Source organism: Flindersiella endophytica, assembly GCF_054779015.1.
Map to the genome: position 1 here is coordinate 93079 of NZ_BAAGYY010000011.1, position 22843 is coordinate 115921.

Annotated in this window: 17 protein-coding genes; 8 read left to right on the plus strand and 9 right to left on the minus strand. The window is 69.4% G+C overall.

The features are described 5' to 3' along the window. Nucleotides 1–62: 62 nt before the first annotated feature. Nucleotides 63–1484: a glycoside hydrolase family 30 protein gene (locus tag ACYVF6_RS11545; protein WP_460519942.1), complete on the minus strand. Its 1422-nt coding sequence runs from the start codon at nt 1482–1484 to the stop codon at nt 63–65. A gap of 212 nt (nt 1485–1696) precedes the next feature. Here ACYVF6_RS11545 and ACYVF6_RS11550 point away from each other — a divergent pair, with 212 nt between their 5' ends. After that, a complete protein-coding gene (locus ACYVF6_RS11550; protein ID WP_460519945.1) occupies nt 1697–2251 on the plus strand; it encodes a hypothetical protein in 555 nt (184 codons plus the stop codon). Nucleotides 2252–2620: 369 nt separating this feature from the next. Next, nucleotides 2621–4375 (plus strand): NAD+ synthase, encoded by a 1755-nt coding sequence (locus ACYVF6_RS11555; protein ID WP_460519948.1) that lies wholly within the window; start codon nt 2621–2623, stop codon nt 4373–4375. On the opposite strand, the gene ACYVF6_RS11560 is transcribed toward ACYVF6_RS11555, so the two are convergent. Both ACYVF6_RS11560 and ACYVF6_RS11565 read right to left on the minus strand, forming a co-directional pair. Further along, nucleotides 4359–5309: a hypothetical protein gene (locus tag ACYVF6_RS11560; RefSeq protein WP_460519951.1), complete on the minus strand. Its 951-nt coding sequence runs from the start codon at nt 5307–5309 to the stop codon at nt 4359–4361. The two genes, ACYVF6_RS11555 and ACYVF6_RS11560, sit on opposite strands and share 17 nt — an antisense overlap. Before the next feature lie 138 nt (nt 5310–5447). Continuing rightward, on the minus strand, nt 5448–6038 hold the full coding sequence (locus ACYVF6_RS11565; RefSeq protein WP_460519954.1) for a TetR/AcrR family transcriptional regulator: 591 nt from the start codon (nt 6036–6038) through the stop codon (nt 5448–5450). Nucleotides 6039–6118: 80 nt separating this feature from the next. Between ACYVF6_RS11565 and ACYVF6_RS11570 the strand changes: the two genes are divergently transcribed. Then, nucleotides 6119–7156: a Rossmann-fold NAD(P)-binding domain-containing protein gene (locus tag ACYVF6_RS11570; protein WP_460519957.1), complete on the plus strand. Its 1038-nt coding sequence runs from the start codon at nt 6119–6121 to the stop codon at nt 7154–7156. Here ACYVF6_RS11570 and ACYVF6_RS11575 read toward each other — a convergent pair. Next, entirely contained in the window at nt 7153–8190 is a 1038-nt protein-coding gene (locus ACYVF6_RS11575; protein WP_460519960.1) for a DNA polymerase IV, read from the minus strand. The genes ACYVF6_RS11570 and ACYVF6_RS11575 overlap by 4 nt on opposite strands. Nucleotides 8191–8334: 144 nt before the next feature. Here ACYVF6_RS11575 and ACYVF6_RS11580 point away from each other — a divergent pair, with 144 nt between their 5' ends. From ACYVF6_RS11580 to ACYVF6_RS11590, 3 genes are all read left to right on the plus strand, one after another. After that, a complete protein-coding gene (locus ACYVF6_RS11580) occupies nt 8335–9969 on the plus strand; it encodes a hypothetical protein (RefSeq protein ID WP_460519963.1) in 1635 nt (544 codons plus the stop codon). Nucleotides 9970–10030: 61 nt separating this feature from the next. Beyond that, entirely contained in the window at nt 10031–10924 is an 894-nt protein-coding gene (locus ACYVF6_RS11585; protein WP_460519966.1) for an EamA family transporter, read from the plus strand. A gap of 130 nt (nt 10925–11054) precedes the next feature. Then, complete coding sequence (locus tag ACYVF6_RS11590) at nt 11055–12080, plus strand: hypothetical protein (RefSeq protein ID WP_460519969.1); 1026 nt, start codon at nt 11055–11057, stop codon at nt 12078–12080. On the opposite strand, the gene ACYVF6_RS11595 is transcribed toward ACYVF6_RS11590, so the two are convergent. Then, nucleotides 11993–12775 (minus strand): NUDIX domain-containing protein, encoded by a 783-nt coding sequence (locus ACYVF6_RS11595; RefSeq protein ID WP_460519972.1) that lies wholly within the window; start codon nt 12773–12775, stop codon nt 11993–11995. The two genes, ACYVF6_RS11590 and ACYVF6_RS11595, sit on opposite strands and share 88 nt — an antisense overlap. Before the next feature lie 204 nt (nt 12776–12979). Here ACYVF6_RS11595 and ACYVF6_RS11600 point away from each other — a divergent pair, with 204 nt between their 5' ends. After that, nucleotides 12980–13588, plus strand: a complete 609-nt coding sequence (locus ACYVF6_RS11600) for a histone H1-like repetitive region-containing protein (RefSeq protein ID WP_460519975.1) — start codon at nt 12980–12982, stop codon at nt 13586–13588. Nucleotides 13589–13834: 246 nt separating this feature from the next. On the opposite strand, the gene ACYVF6_RS11605 is transcribed toward ACYVF6_RS11600, so the two are convergent. The 4 genes from ACYVF6_RS11605 to ACYVF6_RS11620 form a co-directional block, all read right to left on the minus strand. Next, a complete protein-coding gene (locus ACYVF6_RS11605; protein ID WP_460519978.1) occupies nt 13835–16030 on the minus strand; it encodes a CDP-glycerol glycerophosphotransferase family protein in 2196 nt (731 codons plus the stop codon). A gap of 69 nt (nt 16031–16099) precedes the next feature. Then, complete coding sequence (locus tag ACYVF6_RS11610) at nt 16100–17998, minus strand: CDP-glycerol glycerophosphotransferase family protein (protein ID WP_460519981.1); 1899 nt, start codon at nt 17996–17998, stop codon at nt 16100–16102. 9 nt (nt 17999–18007) lie between these two features. Then, nucleotides 18008–19534 (minus strand): D-ribitol-5-phosphate cytidylyltransferase, encoded by a 1527-nt coding sequence (locus ACYVF6_RS11615; RefSeq protein ID WP_460519983.1) that lies wholly within the window; start codon nt 19532–19534, stop codon nt 18008–18010. A 201-nt stretch (nt 19535–19735) separates the two neighbouring features. Further along, a complete protein-coding gene (locus ACYVF6_RS11620; protein WP_460519986.1) occupies nt 19736–21349 on the minus strand; it encodes a glycosyltransferase family 2 protein in 1614 nt (537 codons plus the stop codon). Between the two features lie 164 nt (nt 21350–21513). Between ACYVF6_RS11620 and ACYVF6_RS11625 the strand changes: the two genes are divergently transcribed. Then, nucleotides 21514–22843, plus strand: a 1330-nt coding sequence (locus ACYVF6_RS11625) for a glycosyltransferase family 2 protein (RefSeq protein WP_460519989.1), incomplete at its 3' end; no start/stop codon positions are given.

Consider the following 22843-nt stretch of genomic DNA (forward strand, 5'->3'; position numbering starts at 1 on the left):
ATGCAACGCGCTCCCCACCCGCCGCACCAGGTGTGCGGCGGGCCGGTCTGCGACCGCGGCGGCTAGCGGCGGACGATGCGGTACGTCACGAGCGAGCGGGCCGGCACGGTGGCCGTGAACGCGCCACCGTTGACGGCGACCGCGGGTTGGGCAGCCATGCTGTTCGTCCCGTTGGTGAGGTAGGGCGTGGCGGTGCCGCGGTTGACGCCGGTTCCCGGCAGTGTGTACGTCACCGAGGAGTCGGTGCTCGCCGCGTTCAGGGCGACCACCACGAGGCTGCCGTCGACGTTCCGGTACGCCGACAGCCGCAGGTTGCCGTCGCCGGTTGTGGCGCCGAGCCGGGTCGCGGACGGGCGGATGAACCGGCTGAAGCTCGCCATCGCCCACAGGCGCTTCGACACGTGGTAGCCGTCGCCGTCCATCTGGATGAAGCCGCGGGTCGCGCCGAGCGAGGCGCCGTACCAGTAGACGTAGCCGTTGGCGTTGCCCGTCGTCAGCGCGGTGTGGATGGCCTGGGCGACCGTGAAGCCGTCGTACCCGCTGCCGTCGTCCCAGTTCTCGTTCCAGGTGGTGCCGTTCGGAGACCACTCCGACATCCACGTGCGCCGGCTGGTCGGCAGCGGTGCGTTCACCTGGCTGGCGTACGTGTGTCCGGTGTGCGTCCGCACGGCCGCGTGTGCCTGCGGGTCGGCCTCGATCGCGCGGGTGTAGGCGGCCTGCTGGGTCCAGCCGAACGAGTCGCAGCAGGTGAGCTGGAGGCCGGCGGCCGCCGCGATCGGGCCGGCGACCTTGGCGTACTCCACCGCCTGCGCCGGCGTGAACCGCATCGAGGAGTACGTCGCGGTCCAGTCGGGCTCGTTGGTGAACCCGAGGTCGGTGATGCGGATGCCTTCCTGGGCGTAGAACCGGGTGAACTGCACGAGGTAGTTGGCGTACGCGCGGCGCCAGTCGCCGCTCGCGCAGCTCGTGCCGGACAGCCCGCACAGCGAGCCGCCGCTGGCCTCGTCGCCGTTGGTCTTCATGTAACCGGGCGCGCTCCACGCGTTGGCGTAGAAGCGGCTGACGCCGTACGCCTTGGCCTGCTGGGCGAGCCAGACCTGGCCGTCGTCGTCGCCGTCCCAGACGTAGCGCGGGGTCGCGTTCGGACCGCCCGGGTCGGTCGGCTGGATGGACGAGGCGGCGGTGGACGCGATGTCGAGCCGGAGGATGGACATGCCCGCGCCGGTGGTCCGGTTCAGCAGCAGGTCGAGGATCTCGCGCTGCTTCTGCTCCGACAGGCCTTGCGAGCCGTGCATGATCGCGGCCCGGCCGAACGCCTGCGAGAACCCGAAGCCGTCGATGGGCTGCAGGACGGTGGCGCCGTTGATCGTCGCGGAGGTCGCGGCGTACGACGTCGTGGGAGTGAACGTGAGGGCGCCGGCGAGCGCCGGGGCGAGCGCGAGGACGAGCAGCCCGCGGATGTGCCGTCGATACTTTCGGAGCATGCGAGTGTACTCCCTATGAGGCGGCCTTTCTCGGAAAATTACCGGTAGGCGACTGAGGGGTCAATGGCATCGGCGGGCGTACGTGACGTACGCACCGCGTACGCCCGCCGGCGTAGGCCAGGATCGGCGGCCGAGACGACGACGCGAACCGCCTGAATCGCGACGATCGAGGTGTTCCGAAACGCAATCCACCGCGAAGGCGAGGAGCCCTCATGTCCAGCGACTTCCGGCTCACCGGGCGGAGCCGCAAGCTGTTCCTGGTGCTGCACATCATCGCGGCGGCGCTGTGGTTCGGCGTGGACATCGCGCTCGGAACCCTGGCGCTGACCGCCGTCCTGTCCGACGACCCGCGGGTCGCGGGCACCGCGCTGCAGGCGATCCCGATGTTCGCGATCTGGCCGATGTTCGGCGCCAGCCTGGTGTCGCTGGCCACCGGCGTGGTGCTCGGCCTCGGCAGCAGGTACGGACTGGTGAAGTACTGGTGGGTGGCTGTGAAGCTCGCGGCCAACCTGCTGATGTCGACGCTGATCGTGCTGTCGCTGCGCCCGGGCGTGGCCGACGCGGCGGAGATCGGGCGGCGGCTGGTCGCGGGCGACACGAGCGCCCAGATCTCGAGCGACCTGCTCTACCCGGTGTTCGTGGCGCCGACCCTGCTGCTGCTCAGCTTCGTGCTGTCGGTGTGGAAGCCGCGCGCGAAGCTGCGCGGCCGGCGCCGTGCCCGCGCCGACGGCCGGCCCGCTCCCGGCCCCCTCCCGGTGGGCGAATGACCACGTTAACCACGTAATTGGCGGGTTAACCACGCCCCGGCACGTGGCGAACCACCGACTGGCGTGGCGAAGCATCAGCGGCGTGGCGAACCACCGACTGGCGTGGCGAAGCATCAGCGGCGTGGTGGTTGGGCCGGCTCTGCGGCGTGGCGGTTGCCCCGGCTGTGCGGCCCACCGTGCGTGGGCGAATGACCACGTTAACCACGCCAGTAGGACCTTCGCCACGCTCCGGGGCGTGGTTAACCCGCTGAAAGCGTGGTTAACGTGGTCATTCGCGGCCGGCGGGCCGGCAAGCGGACCGGGCCGGAGCGAACCGAGTTCATCTCGGTCACCGGCCCGGTTTTGCGGCACAGGCCATATTCTCGATATGTGGCACAACTTCGACTTGGCCTCGCGCAGCTCAACGTGACCGTGGGCGACATCGCCGGCAACGCTGAGAAGATCCTGCGCTGGACACGCCATGCCGTCGAGCGTGGCGCGCACATCGCGGCGTTCCCCGAGATGGCGCTCACCGGCTACCCCGTCGAGGACCTCGCGCTGCGCTCGTCGTTCGTCGCGGCCTCTCGCACCGCGATCCAGGATCTCGCGAAGCGGCTCCAGGCCGACGGGCTCGGTGACATCGTCGTCGTCTGCGGATACCTCGACCGTGAGGAGGGCGACCTCGACCGGCTCGGCAGGCCGAAGGGCTCGCCGCAGAACGCCGCCGCGATCATCCACCGGGGCGAGGTCGTCGCCCGCGCCATCAAGCACCACCTGCCCAACTACGGCGTGTTCGACGAGTTCCGGCACTTCGTGCCCGGCAACACGCTCCAGGTCATCACGGTCCACGGCGTCGACGTGGCCGTGACGATCTGCGAGGACCTCTGGCAGAACGGCGGACCGGTCGCGGCCACCCGGGCCGCGGGCGCCGGCCTGCTGCTCGTCGTCAACTCCTCGCCGTACGAGCGGTCCAAGGACGACCAGCGCCTGGAGCTGGTGACCCGGCGCTCGCGGGAGGCGTTCTGCCCGCTGGCCTACGTCAACCTGGTGGGCGGCCAGGACGAGCTCGTCTTCGACGGCGACTCGATCGTCGTTGACGAGGGAGGCAAGGTGCTGGCCCGGGCGCCGCAGTTCACCGAGGGCCTGCTGACCGTCGACCTCGACCTCGCGTCCAGCACGCACGGCGCCGACGAATACTCCGGCATCCAGGTCGTCCGCAAGAACATCTCCGGCGCACCGCTCGCTGCGTACGAGCCCGTTCCGTCGGGCATCTCGCCGAGACTGGACGAGCCGGCCGAGGTCTACACCGCGATCGTCACCGGCCTGCGCGACTATGTACAGAAGAACGGGCACAGCAGCGTCATCCTCGGCCTGTCCGGCGGCATCGACTCCGCGCTGACCGCCGCGATCGCCTGTGACGCGCTCGGACCGAAGAACGTCTACGGCATCTCGAACCCCAGTCAATACTCCTCCGAGCACTCCAGGGACGACGCGTCCGACCTGGCCGAACGTACCGGCCTCAACTACCGCGTGATCGAGATCGAGCCGATCGTCGAACGCTTCCTGGAGAGCGTGGAGCTCACCGGCGTCGCGCGGGAGAACCTCCAGGCGCGGATTCGCGGCATGCTGTGGATGGGTGTGTCCAACCAGGAGAACCGCCTCGTGCTCGCGACCGGCAACAAGAGCGAGCTGTCGGTGGGCTACTCCACGATGTACGGCGACGCGGTGGGGGCGTTCGCGCCGCTGAAGGACGTGCCGAAGACGCTGGTGTGGGCACTGGCCAAGTGGCGCAACGCCATGGCCGAGCAGCTGGGCGAGACGCCACCGATCCCGGACAACTCCATCACCAAGCCACCGTCGGCGGAGCTCTCCCCCGGCCAGCTCGACACCGACTCGCTGCCACCGTACGACGTGCTCGACCCGATGCTCGAGGACTACGTCGAGGAGGACGCCGGTGCCGGCGACCTGCTCGCGGCCGGCTACGACCGCGAGCTGGTCGAGAAGGTGCTGCGCATGGTCGACGGAGCGGAGTACAAGCGGCGGCAGTATCCACCGGGGCCGAAGATCTCCTTCAAGGCCTTCGGCCGCGACCGCCGGCTGCCGATCACCAACGGCTGGCGCGAGAACATCAAGCCGGAGGGCTGAGCAGCCGTTCCCGCCGGGCCCGCAGTTCGTGACACCGCCCGGCGATCTGCAGCTGCTGCGCGCGTACGTGTTCAGTGGTCGCGCGTAGCCATTGGCACAGCTGCTCGACGGCCTGCTTGGACTGGTTGATCCGGTCGTGCTGGGCCCAGTCGCTGAAGACGTTGTCGCACCACATGTCCATGAATCCGCCCGTGTGGACCTCGGGCACCTTCGGATCGGCAACCACCCCGACGTCCTTCAGCTCGGCGGAGAACTGGTCGAGGTGCTGCTGCAGCTCCCAGCCCAGCCGTTCGGCGTCCCGCAGTTGCCCACGCTCGATCATGTCGGTGAACAGCTCACCGCCGAACATGTCGTAGGTGGACGTGTGCTTCGCGTCGGTCAGGCGCTCCAGCATCGCCTGCGCCACGTGCTCGGCCTGCGTGCCGGCCGCGACCGCCTCGTCGTGTTCCCGCCGGCCGGCAAGCAGATCGCCGAGCTCGCCGGCGATCTGGGTCAGCTCCGCGGCCATCGGACCGCCGGCGTCCTGAACGGAGTCTTCCTTGGCCTTCAGCGCGCCCTGGTAGTCTTCCGCGGCGCCGTGCAGGTCGGCCAGCTCGACCTGGACGGCCTGCATACGCAGCTCCATCTGTGCCAGCCGCGTGCGGTGCCCTTCCAGGCGTACGAACGCGTCGTCGGCCTGCGCCTGCTCGCGGGTGAGCCGGTCGGCCTTGTCGCCGCGGATGGAGGAGAAGATGCTGGCGAGCGACGTGCGCTGCAAGCGCTCGACGTCTCGTTTCTCCTTGTCCACCAGGCGTTCGAGCTCGGCGACTTCGGCCCGAAGTGTGTCGCGTTGTTGCATGTGTGTGGCCTGCAGGCGCTGGAGGTGCTCGGCCCGGTGCAGGCGTTCGCGCGCCTGCTGGATCGCGAGGTCGAAGGACGTTGTTCCCCCGTCCATGAGTGTGCTCCCCTCGTGCGTTCGTCGCACTCAAGAGCCAAGTATGACTGATCGTTCCGACGTCACGTTCCGTTCGTCCACAGGCGGAACGGCACGATTGTGCCCGGTTCTCCTTGTTACGTTGGGAATCTGCCGATGTCACGAAGGCGGGTCGAGCAGCTGCCGGAACAGCGGAGCCAGGAGGTCGACGAGCTCGTCGGGGTCGGCGTCGGCGAGCGCGGGCAGGGCGAGCATCTGCCGCATCACCTGGACGCCGGCGACCAGCGCGAACAGCAGCGCGGCCCGCTGCGGCGCCTGCTCGCCGTCCAGGGCGTCGGTGAGCAGGCGGTGGTAGTGCGCCTGGATCTGTTCGCGCCCGATCTCGGCCGCACGTTCGCTCGACATGGAGTGCAGCAGGATCAGGAAGCCGTCCAGCGGTGTGCCGCCGGCCTTGGTGATGCCGACGAGCTCGGCCGCCATGTCCTTTCCACGGTCGGCCGAAGCGAGGTTCTCCGCCGCCAGGATGTTCGGCGCGGTCATGGTGTCGGCGACGACTTCGGCGAACAGTTGCTCCTTCGAGCCGAAGTAGCGGTTGACCAGCATCGCGGTCACGCCCGCGCCGCCGGCGATCTCGCGTACGCCAGCACCGTCGTATCCGGCCCGTGCGAAGGCGGCCCGGGCCGAGGCCAGGATCGCCTCGCGGGTCGCGGCCGCGTCGCGGCGGCGGGATGGCTTGGCCTGATCGTCCATGGGAAAAGTATACGACTGTAGACATCGGCTCGAACCCGAGCTAGTCTACAACTGTAGACATCCTTGGACAGGAGTACGCGATGGTGGAGACCGTCCTGGTCACCGGTGGGTCCGGCTTCGTCGCCGGCTGGTGCGTCGTCGGATTGCTCCGGCGCGGCTACGCCGTCCGTACGACCGTGCGCGACGCCGCGAAGGAGGAAACCGTCCGGGCGGCTGTCGCCACCGGGCTCCCTCCCGGGGTCGAGGCCGGCGACCGGCTGGAGTTCGCGGTCGCCGACCTGACCGGCGACGAGGGGTGGGACGCGGCGATGAAGGGCTGCGACCACGTCCTGCACGTCGCCTCACCGCTCGGCAACGAAGCACCGCGTGACCGCGACGCGCTGGTCGGCCCGGCGCGGGACGGCACTCTGCGCGTCCTGCGAGCCGCCACCCGGGCCGGCGTCCGGCGCGTGGTGATGACGTCGTCGACGGCGGCGTCCACACCGCCGCAAGGCCCGGGTGCGGTCGGCGACGAGACGGTCTGGACCGACCCGGACGAGCGTACGGTCAACGCCTACCGCCGCTCCAAGATCTACGCCGAACGAGCCGCGTGGGACTACACGACCAGCGAAGCCGGCTCGCCCGCACTGACCACGATCCTGCCCGGCGCGATCTTCGGTCCGGTGCTGTCGAAGGCCAACCTCGGCTCGGTCGGCATCATCCAGCGCTTCCTCGCCGGCGGCCAGGCAGGCGTTCCCCGCATCGGCTTCTGCGTCGTCGACGTACGCGACCTGGCCGACCTCCACATCCGCGCCATGACCGCACCCGAAGCCGCCGGTGAGCGGTTCGTCGCCACCGGTGACTTCCTCTGGATGCACGAGATCACGGCCACCCTGCGTTCGGCGCTCGGTGAACGTGCACGGCGCGTGCCGGCCCGGACGCTGCCCGACCCGGTCGTGCGGCTGCTGGCGCTGTTCGTGCCGATGCTGCGCACGCTCACACCGCTCCTCGGCCAGAAGCGCCTGTTCAGCTCGGCGAAGGCCCAACGACTGCTGGGTTTCGCGCCCCGCCCGGCCAGGGAGACCATCGTCGACTGCGCCGAGAGCCTGCTGGCCGTCGCGCCCGCGGAGCAGGCCTAGCCGTCGACCGGCGGGAACTCCGCCTTCACGCCGAGCAGCCGGATGGCGCGGCCGGGCTCGAACTTCGCCAGCGCCGCCAGCGCACCGGCCGTGATCACACGCACGTCCGTGGTGGGCTCGGCCAGCGGCACGGAAGCGGTGTGGGTCTGGAACGGCGCGAAGCGCAGCTTGACCCCGACGCGCACCGCCGGCCGGCCGTCGGCCAGCACATCGTCGGTGACGCGCGCCGCCAGCTTCTCGATCTCCTGGCGTACGACGTCCCAGTCGGTGAGGTTGGCCTGGAACGTGGTCTCGCGGCTGTGCGAGCGCTGGACGTATGGCGTGCCCTCGACCTTGGAGTTGTCGGCGCCGCGCGACAGCCTGCGGAACCACGGCCCCATCGTCGGCCCGAAACGCGCCGCCAGGTCGTGCGGATCCGACAGCGCCAGGTCGGCGACGGTGTGGATCTCCATCTCCGCGAGTTTCTTCGCGGTCTTCGGACCGATCCCCCACAGCGCGTCGGTCGGCAGCTTCGCCATCACGGGGTACCAGTTGTCCTCGGTCAGCCGGAACATCCCCTGCGGCTTGCCGAATCCCGTGGCCAGCTTGGCGCGCAGCTTGTTGTCGCCGATGCCGACCGAGCAGTGCAGGTCCTCCTGCTCGAGGATCGCCTGCTGGATCTCGCGTGCCTTCGCCTCCGGGTCGTCGGTGTGCACCTCGAGGAACGCCTCGTCCCAGCCGAGCACTTCGACGACGGGACACAGCTCGCGCAGCAGCGCCATCACGCGCTCCGACACCGCTTCGTACGCGGGTGGGTCGGACGGCAGGAAGACGGCGTCCGGGCAGCGTTTCGCGGCGGTACGCAACGGCATGCCCGACTTGACGCCGAACTCGCGCGCTTCGTACGTGGCGGTCGCGACGACGGCACGCTGCGTGGGGTCACCCGCGCCGCCGACGACGACCGGCTTGCCGCGCAGCTCCGGTCGCCGCAGTACCTCGACCGCGGCGATGAACTGGTCGAGATCGACGTGCAGCACCCACCTGGTCTCGCTCACGCTCCTAGTGTTACCCCCCAAGTCGGCCGCCCGCGCACAAGAAGCCTCGACCGGGTTGCCGAGCCGTCCCAACAACCGCGGCGAAACTGAGCACGGGCGGACGCGACTATGACGGTAGAGCTCGGACATGGGAGGCTACGTGCCGTGAGCCCGAAGAGCCGTGGCAGGAAGAACGATCGCCGTCCGTCCGACCGTCGGCGGCAGCAGCAACGTGAACGCCAGCGCAGCACCCTCCAGGTTCCGGACGAGGTGATCCAGACCCTCCTCGGACAGGCCGCCGAGCTCTTGGAACTCCAATCCCCCTTGCACGCTGAGGTTTTCGCCTCCGGAGTGCTGTCTGCCGGTCGTACGGACGTGCCCTCCGCGCAGGGCGAGCAGGCCGAGAACGCCCTCGGCGAGGCACTGGTCGAGGCGTTCCGAGGCATCGGCAGCCGGGAGGCCGCGGTCATGCTGAGCGTGTTCGGCGGGCTGGCGGCGCCGCCGATCGCGCTGCGCGCGCGTACGGCACTGACCGAGCTCGGTGCCGTCGCCGCCGGGCTGCCGGCCTGGGCCGGCCAGATCGGTACGGCGAAGCTGGTCGAGGCGCTGCGTGCCGACGACCGGCTCGGCGACGGAGTGCAGCTCGCGCTGGCCTTCCAGTACGCCGACGAGCCACCGCACGGCATCAGCGTCACCATCGACTTCACCTACGGCGGCGTGGTCACCGACGCCTGGCCGGCCGACTCGGCCGAGGAGCTGCTGGCCGGACTGCGCGCCGAGGCCGAGGAGGACGACCAGGTAACGGTCACCCCGGCCGAGCCGGCCGACGTGGCGGCGCTGGTCGGGTACGGCTACACCGTCGCCGACCAGGACGAGGGCCCGCGTACTGAGGACGCCGACGAGCTGCGCACGCTCGTCCTGTGCCGGTTGCGCGACCTGCCGGCCGGCGGCGTCGGTCCGCCGGTCCGGCGCTGGAGCCGGCACGAGCGCGAAGAGCTGATCGACGCGTTCCTGAAAGCGCCGGAGCTCGCCGAGGTGGCCTCGGCCGCCGAGCGCGAGTCGGAGCTCAACCTCGAGCTCGTCGAAGACGTCACGGCGACGATCGTCGAGGAAGGCTGCGCCGCCGACCTCGGCCGGCCGCTGCGGCTCAGCCCGTCGAAGCTCGACCGGCTCCTGCACGCGCTGCTCGACGTCGTGGGCCAGGAGGAGACCCAGGACGCGGTCGACGTGGTGCGCGCGTGGGTGCGGTTCGCCGCCCGCCGCGGTCCGGCACCAGACGACGTACTCCAGCTCACGCTCGCCGCGCTCGACGAGCTGGAGGAGGGCTTCCGGCTGGCGGTGACCAACCCGGAGCTGGTCGAGGCGTACGAGGAAGGCCTCGACGTCATCACCGCCGACCTCGATCCGGAGGAGCTGCCGGAGCAGGAGTACGAGGACGCGGTGAAGCGCCGGATCTTCGCGCTGCCGGTGCCGCCGGACGCCGGCTTCGACCCGGACGACGAGGAGTCGTTCCTGGAGATGGCCCGCGCCGAGCACCCGACCGCCGGCGAAGCCGGCCGCGAGGAGGAGTTCGACGAGGCGCACGCCGGTGTGCACGCGGCCGTGGCACGCCAACTCTGGGCGGACGAGCCGCTGGAGGTCTGGCAGACCGCGCTCCGGCTGGTGGGCCTCGGCTACGAACGTACGGACGTGCTGCACGCACTGGGCTTCGCGTGGCTGCGCAGCACCCAGGACGGCGGGCTGCCCTACCTCGACGCACTGAAGGCACTCCCGGAGTCCTGGACAGCCGGTAACGGCTAGGTCGCTTTCCCGTCGGCGGCCAGCCCTCGCCGGCTGGCCGCCGGCACGTACGGTCGATGGCGTGGAAGACGAACCGGTGCAGAGCCGGCGAACCATCCGGCTGCCCGGGCAGGAGTCGCAGGCCGTCCTGATGTTGCTGGCGAGCTCGACCTCGCTGCAGTTCGGTGCCGCGTTCGCCGTCATCCTGTTGCACGACATCGGGCCGATCGGGGCCGCGTCCCTGCGGATCGTCTTCGCTGCCGTGATCCTGCTGGTGTTCGTCCGGCCGAAACTGGCGGGCCGGCGGCGTTCGGATCTGGCGTTCGGCGCGATGCTCGGCCTCGTGCTCGCGACGATGAACATCTGTTACTACGCTGCCGCCGCGCGCGTGCCACTGGGCGCGGCCGTCACGCTGGAGTTCATCGGGCCGCTCGGCCTGGCCGTCGTCACCTCGCGGCGGCTGCGCGATGTCGTCTGGGTCGTCTTCGCGGCGGCGGGCGTCCTGCTGCTGTCCGAAGGCGGTGTCGAACGGCTCGACCCGGTGGGCGTCGCGTTCGGGTTCGCGGCCGGGGCGTGCTGGGTGTGCTACATCCTGCTCGGCGCGCGCGTCGGTCGCGCGTTCCCGGCCGGGCAGGGACTCGCCGTCGCGATGCTCACGGGGTCGATCGCGGTCCTGCCGCTCACCGCCGCCACGGCGACGGCGGAGCTGTTCGAGCCGAGGGTCCTGCTGCTCGGGCTCACGGTCGCGGCGATGTCGTCGGCGCTGCCCTACACGCTGGAGCTGGCCGCACTGCGCCGGATCCCGGCCCGTACGTTCGGTGTGCTGATGAGCCTGCAGCCCGCGGTCGCCGTCGTCGCGGGGTTCCTGATCCTGCACCAGCGCCTCACGGTCTGGCAGCTGGTCGCGATCGGACTGGTCATCGTCGCCTCGGCCGGAGCCACCCGATCGGCTCGCCCGGAGCCCGCCACGCCGTGAGGGCGCGCACGCAGAACGCGCCGCCTCGAACCGCGCCGCGGTATGAGCCGCACCTGCCCCCTCCTGCGAGGGAGGCCGATCAGCCGGTCGAGGGAGGTTCCGGCGACGGCGTTCCAGGATCGTCGGGTGCATGACAGCGCACTTGTCCTCCCGCCCATCGATCGCGCGTTACGTCGCCGGTTACGCCGGTGTCGCGTGCGCCTCGGTCTACATCGGCTTCAAGGCACTCTGGATCGCCGGCGTCCCGTTCGGTCTCGACGCGACCACGCTGGACCGCGAGGGAATGGTGGCCGGCAACGTGCTCACCGCCGGACTCGCCGTCGCCGGCGTGCTGGTCCTGCTGGCGTTCACGCACGGCAAGGGGAGACGGCTGCCGGCCTGGCTGGTGCTCGTACCGACGTGGGTCGGCACCGGCCTGCTCGCGCCGATCGCCATCGTGATGGTGACGCTGTCGGTGCTCGCGTTCGCCGGCGTCTACCACTGGCCGGTCGTCGAAGGAGCGGCGCCGTGGCTGCACGGCGTGGTGTACTCCTGCTTCAGCGGGCTCGGGATCTGCCTCGCGATCGTGTTCGGCCTGCACGTACACGAACGCTGGCCGGCGCTGTTCGAGTCCGCGCGACCGGTGCAGTCGCCCACGCGACCGGTTCAGCTGCCGTTGGCGTGGGCCGGCCTGGCGATCGCGACGTTGCTCGGGCTGCTCAGGTTGTACTGGGCGGCCGGCGGAACGGCAGGACTGGTCGCCGCGAACCTGCACAGGCGGGAGCTGCCGTGGCACCTGCTCCACCTGGTGTCCGGCGCACTGACGCTGGCGGCGGTCGGCGGCACGCTGTTGCTTTTCTATCGTCCGGCCCGCCGGCTGCGGATCGCGCTGCCCTTGCTCTGGGTCGGATCGGGCGGCCTGTTCGCGAGCGGCCTGGTGGAGTTCGGGCTCTCGCTGGTCTCCGGCCCGGTCACCGCGGCCTGGCAGAACCCGGAGGCGCCACAGGCGTACAACGGCATGTTGTTCGGTGCGCTGCTCGGCGGTGTCGCGCTGGGGTTCGCCGCGCTGCTGGCCGGCGTCGACCGGGTTTACTCGTCGCGGTGGACGGTGTCGGGCGAGAACGCCGGCAAGCAGACCGCGACGTACTCCGCACCTTCGGGTCCGGGCGTGGAGTAACGCACCCACTCACCGCGCTTGGCGCGCACGCCCTGCCCGGCGTTGACCTCCAACCGGCCGCCTTCGTAGTCGACGACCAGCGATCCGCGTACGACAACGGTGTATTCGTCGAACTCGGGACGCTGGCCCGGCTCGCTCCAACCGGACGGGCTGCGCATGTAGGCGACGCTCAGCTCGTCGGAACCGGTGTTGACGCGACCGACGTACTCGTGAATGGTCTTGGGTGGTTCGCCTACCGCGGTCACCTGGGTCGGTGCTTCGATGAGTTCGGGCATGCCGTCAGTCTGCCTGATGTAGCGGGGCAGCAGTTCAACGGCGCTCGGCACCAGGTCGAGACGCAACGCGTCGTGCGGATCGACGAACACCATCGCCTGTCCTTCGCCGAGCACAACGTCGTCCTGCGTGGCTTGGGTGGTGGCGGTGAAGTAGTAGTAGTGCACCTGCTTGCCGGTTCCACTGGGCGCCGGACGCAGACCGCTCCAGTACGGCAGCAACGTGTCGATGCGTAGGCCGGTTTCCTCGAGCAGCTCGCGTCGTGCGGCCGTTTCGGGATCCTCGCCCGGCTCGACACCGCCACCCGGAAAACACCACTGTCCCGGACAAACCGGAGCATCGTCGGTGCGATGTTGCAGCAACAACCGGCCGTTCGCGTCAGACAAAATTACGGCCGCGACTTCTCGTTCGACAGCATCCACACGGGCGATACTCTCACATGAATCGCCTTGTATGGTTGACGATTTCGCGGGGTAGCGTAGTCATGACGGCTTGACGCCGAATCCGCACACCTGCAGGGCTTGAGGATTCGACGACCCATTTTGGTTTAAAAGCGTTGCCGACTTGCAATGAAACCTTGCGACACCAAAGTCGTACACCAGGGTGTCCAGACAGAAGGAGGAGCGGTGCCTGCACGCAAGACCACCGCCGGCAAGAAGGCGACGACGAAAAGGGCGTCGATGTCGCGGCCTACGGCGAAGCGCACAACCGCATCCGCGAAGAAGACGACCGCACGCAAGACCGCGGCCAAGAAGACAGCGGCCAAGCGAACTACCGCGACGCGGACCACCGCGAAACGCGCGACGGCTCGCACGACCACTGCGAAACGGACCACGGCCAAGCGGGCTCCCGCCCGTAAGACCACGGCCAAGCGCGCACCGGCCAAGAAGACCACAGCGCGCAAGACCACGGCCCGCAAGACCGCGACCGCGAAGCGCGCGACGGCGGCCAAGAAGGCCACTGCGCGCAAGACCACGGCTCGCAAGTCGCCGGCCCGCAAGACCGCGGCGCGCAAGACCACCGCGAAGAAGACGACCGCACGCAAGACGGCGGCCAAGCGGGCTTCGGCCAAACGCGCGACAGCCACGCGGACGACGGCCAAGCGAGCGACGGCCAAACGCGCACCCGCGCGGAAGACCACCGCCAAGAAGGCGCCTGCTCGTAAGGCAACGGCCCGAAAGACCACAGCCCGGAAGACGCCGGCGCGCAAGACCACCACCTCGCGCCGCCGCTGATCCGGCCCTTGGTGCGCTTCCTGCGAATGACCACGTTAACCACGCTTTCAGCTGGTTAACGTGGTCATTCGCGCGCACGGTGGGACCGCAGAGCCGGTCCAGCCGCCACGCGACCGACGCTTCGCCACGCCACCAGGTGGTTCGCCACGCCCCGGGGCGTGGTCAACCAGCCAATTACGTGGTTAACGTGGTCATTCGCGCACGGGTTGTCGGGCGCGCGCGGGTTGTCAGCCGCACATGGGGTAGTCAGCCGCGCAGTTTGCTGGCCGGCACTGTGCCGTTCGCGCCCGCGGTGTTGCCCGGCGTGTCCCCGTCGACATCCGGGACCACCACGTCGACTTCCGCCTCGGCCAGCTCGGCGTCCGCACCCGAAGCCGACGCGCCCGGATCGGCAATCGCCTCGTCGACCTCATCGCCCGCCGCCGCCAGGTCGTCGGCGGGTTCGTCAGAGCCCTGCGGCTCGCTGATCGCGGTCTCCGCATCGACCGGCGTGGCGACGCTCGGGCCCGAGCCGTGCTCGCCTTCCCACTCGTCGTCGGCCTTCTCGATCAGGCGCTCCACCGCGGCGTTCCAACGCTCCTGCGCCAGCGGCTCGTCCGGTCCGAGCAGATAGAGCTTCTCCTGCTGCCGGATCGGCGCCATGCGGTCCTCCCCGGTGACTGCGGAAAGGATGTCGTCCATCTCCGCGCACCCCGGATGCAGCAGGTACGCCGCACGCGAGCTCGGGAACTGCTCGCGGAACTCCTCGTCGCTCATCGCCTTCGGGTTCGACACGATGTACGGCTTGTTGCTGGCCAGCCAGTCCGAGATCAGCGACGACACGTCGGTGATGAGCACGTCGGCGTTGTTGAAGCAGTCGAACAGTCGAGGCAGCTTCTCGTCGATCACCAGGTGCCGGCCGGCGTTCGCCTCCCAGAACACGGCGTTCCACTCCCCCAGCAGGCGTTCCTCGTCGGCGTCGCTGAGATCGGGTGCGGCCAGTTGCTGGCTGAACGACTCCAGGTTGATCACGGCAGCCGGGTCCAGCGAGCCGCCCTGCTTGGCCGCGGCCTTCGCGATCATCGCGCGCACCTTGCGGTCTGCCGCGGCGGCCTTCGGGTCGCGCGTGCCGATCATCGGATGTGGCTTGTAGATGATCCGGATCGGCACCGGCGACTTCAGCAGCCGCTTCACGATGTCGATGCTCATCTGCGTGACCGAGGTCTGGAATCCGTCGTCGGTCCAGCCCTCCCAGGTCGGCGCGTAGAGCACGGTCAGCGGCTTTTGCCTGGTCGGCCAGGGCTCCTCGCGCCGCAGTCGCAGCGGGCTGCGCTCGATCATGTCGAGCTGCGGCCGGCCGACCTCGACGATCTCGTCGTCGCGGACGCCGACCCGTGCCCGTGCGTAGCGGTCGCGGCCCGCCTGGCCGGCCACCCAGATCTCGTCGTAGACCTTGCTGAACGGGTTGAAGCTGGCCACCTTGTCGGAGTCGCCGTGTCCGATGAACACGTGCTTCAGCCGCGGCTCGCGCAGGAAGTGGATGTTGTTGCCGACGTTGACGACGTACAACGAGATCCGCGCGTCGGGCAGCGGGAAGTTCATCACGTCGACCTGGCTCGGGACGCAGATGATCGGCAGGTCGGTACGCGCGAGGTTCTTGATGGCGTGCCGCCCACGAACGAGGATCAGCGTGCGCCGGTTCGTGCGGGCGAGCGTGGAGTACCACATCTCAACCTGGTAAAGGGTGTTGGGCGCTCCACTGAAGTAGAGGATGACTTCCGGCGCGAGGTCGCCGACGGCTTTGGCGACCATGTCGACGTACGCCGTCCGGCTCGGCTTGCTGTTGAGCTTGAGCAGCAACCGCACCAGCCCGAGCGCCGAGATGCCGACCGCGACGACATACAACGCGACCACGACCAGGAACGGCCAGAACGTGTCCCACGCGACGCCGAGCGCTCCGAACAGCAGCGGCGGCACGCTCAGCACCAGCAGGCGCTGGCTGGTGGCGCTGGCGTAGGTCGGTGGCAGATCGAACGGCTGCGCGGCTTCGGGTAGCGCGAGGTTGCGGGTCTCGATCGGCAGCAGGAGCCGTCGCCGCACCAGCGTCAGCACGCCGAGATAGCCGATCCGGGTGACGGGCACGGCCAGCGCGAGCAACGTGATCAGCAGCAGCTCGATCCGGCTCATGTCGCGGTTGGCGTCGGTGATCGCGACCAGCAGCAGGAACAGGAACACCTGGACGAACGCCCGGTGCGAGATGCCGAACTGCGCTCGCCGCAGGATCGCGACGACCGGCGCGAAACGTTGCTCGACGATGATGTCGAAGACCGCGCTCACCAGCAACGTGCCGGCGAAGATGTACGGCCGCGCGAGGATCGCACTCACCGTGAGCACGAAATAACTCACCAACAGCAACGCGGTGACCGCTAGCAACGATCCTCGACGTGCGATCGATTCCAACACCGTGGCGACTCCCAGGCCCTACTCGCTCGACTGCCTTGTCGTTCTTACACCGCTTAGTTTGCCTGCTTGTTACTCACCGATCGCCTTACGGATCGCTTCTCGCAACCGTGCGGTCGCAGGCGGCTCCGCAGAACCTAGCAGGCGCGCGCGCAGCCCGACCCGTTCAGCGGCTGCCGGGTCGTCGCCACCTCGGGCCGCCGTCAGCAACGCTGTCAGGCCATGGCCGTCGGCGTCCATGAGGTAGCCGCCGCGGCTGGAAGGGTAGCGAACGGCGAAGTCATCGACGGACAGGCCGCCCGGATTTGTCACTCCATACGGCTTTTGCGTGACCAAAAACTCTGAGATAACGGACGAAACGTCGCACAGCAACACGTCCGTCTCGGCGAGACACTCGTACAACGGGAACTGTGGCCCGGACACCAGGACGTGACCGGGATGCTCGTTGAGGTAACGACGGGCCCATACCGAACGCGCGGCCACCAACTCGGTGCGTGACTCCTCGCTCAGGACGCCGGCGACCTCCAGCTCGTCCCGCGCCCGGCCGTACGGGTCGGGCCCGCCGGCCGGTTGCGCGACCGCCGGGTTGCCGAGCAGCGCGAGGATCTCGTGGTGGGCCCGGCGCACGGCCGGGTCACGTACGCCGAGGAGCGGGTGCGGGCGGTAGAGAAGCCTGACGTCCGGCTCGGCCACCAGCCGCCGGATCAGCTCGACCCCGGCCGGGCCGACCGAAGTCTGGCCCGGCTCGTCGTCGTAGCCCTCCCAGGTCGGCGCGTACAGCACCCGGATGCGCGTCTCGACCCGGTCTCCGCCCGAGGCGGCGCTGGCGGCGGCCAGCGCGTCCAGTTGCGGCCGTCCGATCTCGACGATCCGCCGGTCGTCGACGCCGAGCTCGGCGGACAGCAGCCGCTCCCGCGAAGCCGGACCGGACACCCAGATCTCGTCGTAGGCCTTCAGGAACGGGTTGGTCGTCACCGGCTTGTCTGAGTCGCCGTGCCCGACGAACGCGTGCACCACACCCCGCCTGCGCAGCAGGTGCAGGTTGCCGACCGCGTGCGAGGGATACAGCGCCAGCCTCAAGGCCGGCAGGTCCAGGCCCATCAGGACGTTGCCGTGCTCGACGCAGAGCACCGGCAGCTTCGTCGGGCCGAGCAGCCGGAACGTCTCGCGGTCGCGCAGGATCAGCAGCACGGGCCGGTCCAGCTGCTCCAGCGGTTCGATCCACATCTGAAGCTGGTAAACGGTGTCCGCGCCGCTGGCGAAGTAGAGCACCACTTCCGGGTCCAGCCGCACGAGCGCCCGCCGCACAGCGTCGAGGAACCGGGACCGCGGCACCGCGCGCATCGCCAGCACCGCGCGGGCCAGGACCAGGTCACCGGCCCAGATCACGAGCAGTGCGAGGATCCCGCTGCCGATGAGCACCGGCACCAGACCGGTCAGCGACCCGACCGCGGCGCCGATCACGAACAGCAGCATCGGCCAGGACAGCATGTCGCCGGCCCGGTCGACCAGCCACGGCGGCGGAGCTTCGGGGATCGTCAGCGGTCCGAGATCGAGCCCGCGGGTGACCATCGGCATCTTCCGCTGCCGTTTGTAGACCTCGGCCAGCCCGCTTCCGGCCAGCCGCGAAAGATGGATCAGCAGCACGCCGAGCGCCGACCACACCTCCCAGCGGTCGTGCGCGTCCGTACGTTCCACGAACACCACCAGCGCGATGCCCTGCAGCAGCAGACGGACCGGCGCGCCACCGGCCAGCCGGTCCAGCGTCCAGCCGGAGAACGGCGCCCGCCACGCGACCGCGACCTCGGCCACGGCGAGTACGAGCGCCGAGCCGAGCAGCAACCACGCCGAGGCCAGGAACGCGGACACCAGCAGCACGAGGTCCGCGAGTACGAGCAAACCGGTCAGCGCGAGCGGCACTCGCCCCAGGTCAGGGGCAGGCACCCGTTCGGTGACGCTGACCGTCCGCAAGGGTTCGGCTCACTCCCCCGGCGTGGCGGTGAGCCCAGACTCGGGTGCGGCCCCCTCCGGCCCCTGCCCCGGTGCGGGCGCGGGCTCCAGCCGGACGTCGACGACGTGACCGGTCTGCTCCGACAGCAGCACGTCGAGCGAGGCGAGCCCGACCGTGCGCGCCGGCAGCAGCGTGCCGGGCGGCTCCTCACCGAACGCCTTGGTGCGCATCGGTGTGGAGGTGCGTTCGGGGTTGACGCAGTTGACCCGGATGCCGTCGCCGGCCCACTCGTCGGACAGCGCCTGCGTGAGGTTGACCACCGCGGCCTTGGTCGAGGAGTAGAGGCTGTAGCCGGCCCGGCCCCGGGTGTAGGAGCTCGAGGTGAACAGCAGCAGGTGACCGCTGGTCTCGGCGAGGTAGCGGTGTGCGGCACGGGCGACGTAGATCGGCCCGAGAAGGTTGACGCCGATGCTCTCGTCGATCAGCTGATCGGACGCCTCGGCGAGGCTCTCGGTGTGGAGCACACCGGCGGTGACCGCCACGAAGTCGATCCGGCCGGTCTGGTCGTACGCCTCGGCCAGGGCCTTCTGGACCTGCTCGGAGTCCTGCACGTGGCAGCCGGTCTGGGAACGGCTGTGGGTGATCACCGTGGCCCCAAGCTCACGGGCGGCGACGGCGATCTCCTCGCCGATGCCGTAGCTGCCGCCGAACACCACCAGCGTGCGCCCGGCCAGCCGCTGCGACGCCTGGTCGGGGGACAGCGGGCTCGGCGGGTTGTGCGAGCCGAGCCGGAACAGCTGGTCGGCCAGGAACACGTCGATCGGGTACGTGACCTTCATGTTCTGCTCGGAGCCCTCGACGACGGTGATCGCGACGTCGGGGAGGTACTTCAGCACGACACCGCAGTTGTCGGTGCCGGTGAACCCGGGGTCCTTGGCGGCCAGCTCGTAGGCCCGGCGGATCGTCGACAGGCGGAATGCCTGCGGCGTCTGCCCGCGGTGCAGGCGAGCGCGGGTCGGGATGTCGGTGATCGTGCCGTCGTCGACCACAATGATCGTGTCCGCGCTCGGAATCGCGACGTCGACCGCGGAGTAGTTGTCGAGCGCGCGTACGCAGTCGGCGATGATCCGCTGGTCGACCAGCGGGCGTACGGCGTCGTGGAACAGCACCTTGGCCTCGGGATTGTCCTCGCCGATGGCCCGGATCGCGATCATGCTGGTCTCGTCGCGGGTGTCGCCACCCTCGATCACCTTGGTGACCTTGGTGAGGCCGGCGTTGCGCACGACCTTCTCGGCGTCCTCGGTCCAGCCGCGCGTCATCAGCACGATGACCTCGTCGATCTCGGGCGTCGCCTCGAAGACCTCGAGCGTGTGCTGCAGGACCGGCTTGCCGGCAACCTTGATCAGCTGTTTCGGCAGCCGGAGACCGACCCGGTTACCCATTCCTCCCGCCAGGACGACGGCAACCGTCCGCAGTCCGCCGTTCGCGGCGCCGTCATTGGCGCCGGTTGCGTCGTTGGGTCGGCTCTCCTGCACGGCCGCCTCACGTCCCCTCACGTACCTGTTGTCTCGACTTGGTCCTGGCTGCATCGCCGGTGTGCGCACCGATGGTAGTTGCCGCCAGCCGCTGTCGCCCGGTCACCCTGCGCGCACCAGATCATGCCGCAGCTTTCCGGCTGGCCAACACCACCCTTTCAGCAGGTTAACGGGGCCTGCCGGAAAGCAGGACAGCCGACACGGAGAGACGTGAGCAGAACCTCAGGTGAGCCGGTTGGCCGCGAGGCGGATCCGCGCCGCGAGCCCTTTCGGCAGCTTCGACAGCGCCCGCCGGCCGCGGCGCCGGAGCTCCGGCCGGAAGAGTACGCGGCCGAGCCAGGTGCGGGCCTGCCCCTGTACCCGGGCCTGACCGTAGGCGTCGACCGCGAGCCGGATCGCGCCCTGCGCGCTCGTCGGCCGCGCGCCGCGGCCGAGCCCGAGCGTCTGCATGCCGACCCACACGTCGTAGACGCCCTGGGCCAGCGGCCGCCCGCCGGCGATCGTGGCCGCGTCGATCGTGGTGGTGCCCGCCAGCATCACCTGGAACACCGGCCGGCCGAGCGTGTCGGTCCCGCGCGCCACGAGCTCCGGCCGTAGGTCGGCCGCCGGAAACCACCAGACCTTGCCGGCCCGGTCGAAGATCCGTACCTCGGCCTCGGCGTGGTCGAGCGGGTTGCCGACCTCCCAGCCGCCCTCGGGCAGGCCCTCGACACCGTCGACAAGCCGCGGCCCGAGCACGTAGCCGGCGCCCGACGAGGCGATCAGAACAGGTGAGCCGTCGCGATGGAACAGGCCAGCCCGGAGCTGGAACGTGAGCCTGCTGCCACGCTGGTGGATCTTCTCCACGACCGCCTCGCCAACCGGCTCCTCACCGCGCCGGGCCAGCTCCATCAGCGAGTCGAGCCGGCCGTGTTCGAGCAGGTGGGTGCGCAGCCGCATCATCGGCGACAACAGGGCCCGCACGCCGTCGGGGTCGCCGAACCGTTCGAGCAGGATCCGGCGCACGACCTCGTAGCTTCGCTGGCGGTACTGCTCGGAGTAGAGCAGCACCTTGGGCTCGCGAACCCGCGCCATCATCTCCACGCGCAGGAACCGCGCCAGCATGCGGTCGCGGACCGGGCCGGGCTCGGTGTCGGCCACCACGGCGTCCATCACCTGCTCGAGGTAGCCGAAATAGCTGGCGGGGGCGATGTAGCCGGAGCTGTTGTTGCCGCCGTCGTCGCGGCGCATCCAGTAGTAACAGGGGTAGTCGCCAAGGATCGAGATCGTCCGCGCGCGCAAGTAGGCCTTGACCATGAACAGTTGGTCCTCCAGGCGCACCTTGCCTTCGGGAAAGCGTATGTCCTGGTCAATCAGAAAATCGCGCCGGAACAACTTGTGCGGGGTAAGGCTTTCGCCCAGCTCGTGCTCCTCGATCGAGGCGTGGTCGACCGTACGCGCGAACACGTTGCTCGGGCCGGCCATCGTGCCGGCGACCTTGCCGAGCACGATGTCGGAGTCGTTGCGCCTGGCCAGGTCGTACAGCCGCTCCAGCGCCTCGGGCGCGAGCTCGTCGTCCTGGTCCACGAACTGGACGTACTCACCAACGGCGGTTTTGATGCCGACATTGCGTGGCTTGCCTGGCCAGCCGGAGTTTTCCTGGTGCGCGACGCGCACGTGCGGGTGCGCCCCGGCGTAGGCATCGAGCAACTTCTCCGTACCGTCTGTGGACCCGTCGTTGACCAGCACGATTTCGTACTCTGACGACGGCAGGCTCTGCCGTAACAACGACGTCATACAAGCTTCGAAGTAAGGTCCGGGGTTGTAGATAGGCACAACAACACTGACCTTGACCATTTGTCCTCCCCTGCGCCCACACCCGCTGCCCTCCCAGCCGCGGCCCGTCACAGTTACTGACGGGTGGACGCCGAGCAAAGGTTGGCTGGAACTCAGGTAAATTACCTCGCGCGACAGCCTGTATTCGCCAGACACACCCCCGACGAGTGAGGATTGACGCTTCGATGCCGGTCAAGGTGAGTGTGATCGTCCCGGTTTACAACCCGGGCCCGTACGTCGAGGACCTGATCTCCTCACTGCTCCGGCAGAGCCTTCCAAGCTCGGAGTTCGAGGCGGTGTTCGTCGACGACGGATCCACCGACGACACTCCCGCGCGCCTCGACGCGCTGATGGCCGAACACCCCCACCTCCGGGTCATCCATCAGGAGAACTCCGGCTGGTCCGGCAAACCCCGCAATGTCGGCATCGAGGCTGCTCAGGGCGACTACGTCTTCTTCGCCGACAACGACGACTGGCTCGGCGACGAGGCGCTTTCGCGGATGTACGACTTCGCGGTCAAGAACGGCTCCGACGTCGTGATCGGCAAGATGGCCGGTGTCAATCGCGGCGTGCCTCGCGAGCTGTTCCGCCGCTCCTACGACAACGCGACGCTCGACAACGCGCCGCTGATCGACAGCCTCACGCCGCACAAGATGTTCCGCAGGGCGTTCCTCAACGAGAACGGGCTGCGTTACCCCGAAGGCCGCCGCCGGCTCGAGGACCACGTGTTCGTGATCGGGGCGTTCTTCGCGGCCAAGCGGATCTCGGTGCTGTCCGATTATGTGTGTTATTACCACATTCGCCGCGAGGACGCGTCCAACGCGGGCTTCCAGAGCATCGATCCCAAGGGCTACTTCGCCAACCTGTCCGAGGCGCTCGACATCGTGCGCGACAACACCGAGCCCGGCGCGCTGCGCGACAAGCTCTACCGCCGCTGGCTGCGCGTCGAGATGGTCGAGCGGCTGCGCGGCAGCCGCCTGCTGCGGATGGAGCCGGCCGAGCGCTGGCCGCTGTTCGACGAGATCCGCCGGGTGATGGAGGAATACTTCGGTCCGGGTGTGGCGGCCGGGTTGCCTGCCATCCAGCAGCTGATCACCGCGCTGGTCAGGTCCGATGACCTCGACGAGCTGCTGAAGCTCTCGGCATGGGAGGCCGGCATCGCGGGCCGGGTCCGGCTCGACGACATCGCCTGGCGGGCCGGCACGGTCGAGCTGGCGTTCACCGCGGGCCTGGTGGCCGACGGCGAGCCAATGCGGTTCGTCCGCCGCGACGACCGGGAGCTGTTCGCCCCTCCGCTCGATGCCACGTTGCTCGAGGGCCTGCCGGCCCAGACGCTCGACGTCACCCAGCGACTGAAGGGAAGCCGGGTCGACCTGCTGGTCAAGGAGCGCAGCTCGCACGCGGAGTACTTCCAGCCGGTCACGTTCCAGCTCGAGAAGCTGCCGGCCGCCGGTCCGGAGGGCAGCCCTGACGACGGCTTCCACGCGGAGCTGTCGGCGACCGTACGGCTGGACC